Annotated in this window: 4 protein-coding genes; all 4 read left to right on the top strand. The window is 67.9% G+C overall.

What is annotated here, in order from left to right; genetic code table 11:
* Window positions 1-656, top strand: a 656-nt coding sequence (locus VI078_11040; protein HEY5999816.1) for a PIG-L family deacetylase, incomplete at its 5' end; no start/stop codon positions are given.
* Window positions 653-1831 (top strand): N-acetyl-alpha-D-glucosaminyl L-malate synthase BshA, encoded by a 1179-nt coding sequence (bshA, locus tag VI078_11035; GenBank protein HEY5999815.1) that lies wholly within the window; start codon window positions 653-655, stop codon window positions 1829-1831. The genes VI078_11040 and bshA, both read left to right, overlap by 4 nt.
* Window positions 1832-1849: 18 nt before the next feature.
* Complete coding sequence (locus tag VI078_11030) at window positions 1850-2086, top strand: hypothetical protein (GenBank protein HEY5999814.1); 237 nt, start codon at window positions 1850-1852, stop codon at window positions 2084-2086.
* Between the two features lie 944 nt (window positions 2087-3030).
* The coding region (locus VI078_11025; protein ID HEY5999813.1) for a putative Ig domain-containing protein at window positions 3031-5175 on the top strand (2145 nt) is incomplete at its 3' end.

Raw genomic sequence — 5175 nt, 5'->3', positions numbered from 1 at the left:
TGGTCATCGGCGGCACCTGCGCCGCGCTGGCGCGCGCCGGCCGCCGCGTCGTCGCCGTGGAGCTGACGCGCGGCGAGAGCGGCACGCTCGGCGACGCCCGCACCCGCGAGCGCGAGTCGCAGCGCGCCGCGAAGATCCTCGGGCTGCACGCGCGCGAGAACCTCGGCCTGCCGGACGCGGCGCTGGAGTTCACGCTCCCCTACCGGCGCGCCGTGGCGGCGGCGGTGCGCAGGTGGCGCCCGGAGGTGATCCTCGCGCCGCTCTACGAGGACGCGCACCCCGACCACGTGGTCGCGGGCCGCCTGGCCGAGGCCGCGTTCTTCGAGGCGCGCCTGCGCAAGATCGCCGGCGGCGAGGAGCCCTGGTACACGCGGCTGCTCTTCTTCTACCCCTGCCGCACGTACCGCCACCCCACGCTCGTCGTCGACGTCTCGGACGTCTACGCGGTGAAGCTGCGCGCGATGAACGCGCACCGCTCGCAGGCGCCGAGCCGCTCCTTCCGCGCCGCCGGCTACAACGACGTCTTCGCCTCAGTCGAGGTGCGCGACCGCTTCTTCGGCGGGCTCATCGGACGCCCCTACGGCGAGGGGCTCGTCGCCACCGGGCCGCTGCCGGTGACAGCGACCGACCAGCTCTTCTTCAAGGGCTGCCCGTGAGCGCGCAGGCGGCGGGAACGCGCGGCGGGGTCACCGCGGGTCGGCGGCGGCGCGCGAAGCTTCGCCTCGCCGTCGTCTGCTACCCGACCTTCGGCGGCTCGGGCGTCGTCGCCACCGAGCTGGGCGTCGCGCTCGCCGAGCGCGGCCACCAGGTGCACGTGATCTCCACCGAGTTCCCGGCGCGGCTGCGCATCGTCGACGGGCTCTCGTTCCATCGCGTGCCGGTGGTCACGTACCCGCTCTTCCAGTACCCGCCGTACACGCTGGCGCTGGCGACGAAGGTCGCGCAGGTGATCCGCCAAGAGCGGCTGGACCTCGTGCACGCCCACTACGCGATCCCGCACTCGGTCGCGGTCTTCCTCGGCCAGCAGATGGGCGGCTGCGAGGTCAAGACCGTGACCACCCTGCACGGCACGGACGTGCAGCTCGTCGGCCTCGACCCCTCGTACTGGGAGATCACGCGCTTCGGGATGCTGCGCTCCTCGGGGCTGACCGCGGTCTCGCAGGCGCTCGCGGACACCACGCAGCGCGAGTTCCACCTCGACCGCGAGGTGCGCGTGATCCCGAACTTCGTCGACCCGGCGCGCTTCTCGCGGCCGCGCGACGCGAAGAAGCGCCGCGACATCGCGCGCCCCGGCGAGAAGGTGCTGCTGCACGTCTCGAACTTCCGGCCGGTCAAGCGCGTCTGGGAGGTCGTCGAGATCTTCTCGCGGATCGCCGCGAAGGTTCCGGCGCAGCTCTACATGATCGGCGACGGGCCGGACCGGCCGCGGGCGGAGGCGACGGCCCGCGAACTGGGGATCGAGAGCCGCGTGCACTGCCTCAAGGCAATCGGCGAGATCGAGGAATGGTACGGCGCCGCCGACCTGCTCCTGCACCCTTCCGAGATGGAGTCCTTCGGGCTGGCGCCGCTCGAGGCCATGGCCTGCGGCGTGCCGGTGCTGGCCTACCGCGTCGGCGGGCTGCCCGAGGTCGTCGAGAACGGCCGCAGCGGCCACCTGCTGGAGGTCGGCGACGTCGCGGGGCTGGCGGAGCGCGGCATCGAACTGCTCTGCGACGCGCGCCGCTGGGCCGCCTTCTCGCGCCGCGCCCGCTGGATCGCCGCGCACCGCTTCGGCCGCGACAAGATCGTCGACCGCTACGAGCGCTACTTCCTGGAGGTGCTGGGGAGGTAGAAAGGAGAGGGAGATGCCATGGAAGCATACGTGAACGATGCGATGACGTACCTGCGCGCCAACCCGCTGATCGCCGGCGCGCTGGGGCTGGTTCTGCTCTACCTCCTGATCCGGCAGACGAAGATGCTCCTCTTCCTGGTGTTCCTGGCGGTGGTCGCGGGGGGCGTCCTGATGTTCATCGCGGACATCGCCGGCAAGGGCGGCACCGTGAAGACCCAGATGATCAACCAAACCGGCTCGCAGGACGTCAAGTAGCCGCTCGTTCCTTCGGATCGAGCCGGAGAAGGTCGCGGGCGCCGCGCGGCACGGCGATGGTAGCGCCTTCGATTCCCGCTCCGATCATTTCCCCGACCGCGTGGTAACATTATCGGCACAGTCCGACTATTAGTCTCGCAGGGGGAGGGGTTTCGGTGCTGCATCAGATCCGGGGTGGGTGGCGTCTGCCGCGGGCGGTTACCGCGGGCGCGCTCACCGCAACGCTCCTTCTCACGACGCTGGCGACGAGCGCGGGCGCGACCGGCGGCATCTCTGGGCGGGTCACGGGGCCAAACGGGGAGCCGCTGGCGGGGGTCGAGGTGCAGGCATATGTCGGCCCCTACACGAGGTTCTGGAATCGGGACATGTTCGCAAAGTTTCCCCGCATGTCCGGTCCTGTTGCCTGGGCACAGACTGGCGTCGATGGACATTACGAACTGCAGGGCCTCACGCCAACGCTCGAGCCTTGGTGCAGCGAGTATAGTGGTTGGTACGAACTGCTGTTCTCACCGCCACCCAGCAGCGGCCATACACCGCGCCTCCTTCGTGGGGTCATTGGACCGCCATCCAGACTGCTGATTGTCAAAGAGGGCGAAACTCTCACAGGGATCGACGTCCGTCTCGGCCCTCCAGGGCGCATAGCGGGCACCGTGACTGGTCCGGACGGGACACCCTTGGCAAGTACTTGGGTCGGAGCTGAAATCTATATGTCGAGATATGCTGCGCGCACACTTCCATGGCGCACGACGACGGACGGAATTGGCCGTTTCATCCTCACCGACCTGGAGGATGATGCGTATTACATCAAGGTTTCCACAAGCGGAGCACCGGCATGGGATCTCTACCACCCAGGGGTGAGCGATCCGACACCGGTCCGACCGATCCTCGGAGAAATTACCGGGGGGCATGACATTTCCGTCCCGACGCCAGGCGAGTTGCAGGTCATGCTTGCTCCGTACGACGATTACGATGCATGGAGCTTCACGAGTGGGAGGGAGGAGTGCTACTGGCCTTCCCCAACCTACTTGCCGCCGGGGGAATACCGCATAGGTGTCAATATGTATTCCGCGAGCATCGCCGATACTTACTATCCAGGGACCTTTCAATGGGAGGACGCGTCGCCTGTCGTCATTAAACCTGGCGAGATCAGCAGCATAACGCTACCGCCCGCCCCGCCAGGCGTCACACTGGGGAAGGTGGTCGACGGGCAAGGCTCTCCCCTCGAGGGTGTCGCGATTAGCGTATCGAGGGTCGACTGTGGCATTTCTCCGACAACGAGCACAGACGTCAATGGGGAGTTCGCCGTTTCGTCCAGCGGCGACCGCAAGCTCTTCCTCAGCAAGGAAGGTTACGCTCCGACCTGGCTCGACGGCAAGCCCGATGAGACATCCGCGGATGTGGTGCGGTTCAGGAGCGGCGAGACCCTCATGCTCCCGACCGTCGTCCTCCAGAGCCTCGGAACCGCCGGCAGCGTCGCGGGGCGGGTGACGGCGGGTGGAGCGGCCAGCGCAGGGACGAGGATTGAAGTCTGGACGTCGCCTGCGGGCGCTTCACCGCTGCGGACCGTCGTTCCCGGCGCGGATGGCAACTACGAGGCCACCACCCTCCCCCCTGGCCCCTACCTGTTGCGATTCTTTGACTCGACGGCAGGCAGCACGTTCGGAGAGAAGTGGTATCCGACCAGCGTGTCGGCGCAGACTGCAGACCCAGTGCTGGTCCAACCCGGGCTCCAGACGCCAGGCATAGACGCCGACCTCGGGGCAAAGGGGAGCATTATGGGGACGCTGACGGAGAACGGCCAGCGGCTTTCGCTCAATTGGGCAAAGGTCTGCCTCGCCGACCTGCATGGGAACCCTCTTCGCTGCATCTACACCGACTGGCAGAACGACACCTACCGCTTCGACCACGTTTCACCCGGTTCGTACCTGCTTGCGTTCGACGCAGAACAGACCTCCTCCTGGGGCCGCTGGTATCCGAATGAGGATTCCGCCAAGACCGCCGTCCCGATCGAGGTGGCCCCCGGTGAGACGGTGACGGGTATCGACGCGGACTTCCCTCCCGAGGGGCGAATCGAAGGTCAGGTCAACCTGACTCACGGCACCAAGGGAGCCTACCTGGCCCTAGTCGAGGGCGACTCGGACACCGTCCGATGGTATGGGCAGTGGTATCCATCCGGTCCCTTTGCCTTCCGAGTGCCCCCCGGTCGGTACCGGATCCTGGCTTCCAGTCTTGGTTGGGACTTCAACGCGCACTATCCGCAGTGGTACCCGGGAAAGACCCTGGCCTCGGAGGCCCAGATTATCGAGGTCCTGCCAGGCCAGACCATTTCGGGAATCGACATGCTCCTCGTAAGCTACCGCTACAGCCGGCCGCCGGCGCTCACGCAGCCGCCCGATATTGCCGCGACCGAAGCCACGGAGTTCGCGCTCACCCTCGCCGCCACCGACCCCGATGGCGACCTGCTGACGTTCGGCGCCGAGAACCTCCCGCTGGGCGCCACGTTCGATCCCTATTCCGGTGCCTTCACGTGGACGCCCACGTGCACGCAGGCGGGGACGTACCCGTCCATCCGGTTCACTGTGACCGACCATGGCAGGAACTGCGGGAGCGACGCGTTGTCCGCAGAGGTGACCGTGCCCGTCAGCGTGGCCGCCCGCGACTGCGCGCCCGTCCTCGACCCCATCGGCACCCGCTCGGTCGTCGCGGGTGAGACGCTGACGTTCAAGGTCACGGCGTCCAACCCGGAGGGAGGCGCGCTCGCACTGGAAGCCGCCGGCTTGCCGGCCGGCGCGAGTTTCAACGCCGTTGACGGAACGTTCACCTGGACGCCGGGCGCGGCCCAGGCGGGCGAATACACCGTGACCTTCGCCGCCGTTTCCATGCTCGACTCCTCGCTTCGCGACGAGGAGACGGTGACGATCAGCGCCGCTGGCCCCCTGCTCTTCAGCGACGACTTCGAGCACTCCGACGGGGCGGACCCGGACTGGGTCAGGCTCTCGGGCTTCTGGGTCGTGCGCAACCACACGCTGCGCTCCAGCCCGACAGGCATCGCCATCGCGGTCCCCGGCCCCACGGACCGTGCCGGCGCC

Source organism: bacterium (assembly GCA_036524115.1).
GTDB lineage: Bacteria > JAUVQV01 > JAUVQV01 > JAUVQV01 > DATDCY01 > DATDCY01.
The sequence above is the reverse complement of the archived record's forward strand: the minus strand, read 5'-3'. Positions and strand labels throughout refer to the sequence as shown.

Excerpts from the sequence above, each read along its gene's own strand:
- VI078_11030 (HEY5999814.1), top strand. The coding sequence starts at position 1,850 with ATGGAAGCATACGTGAACGATGCGATGACGTACCTGCGCGCCAACCCG.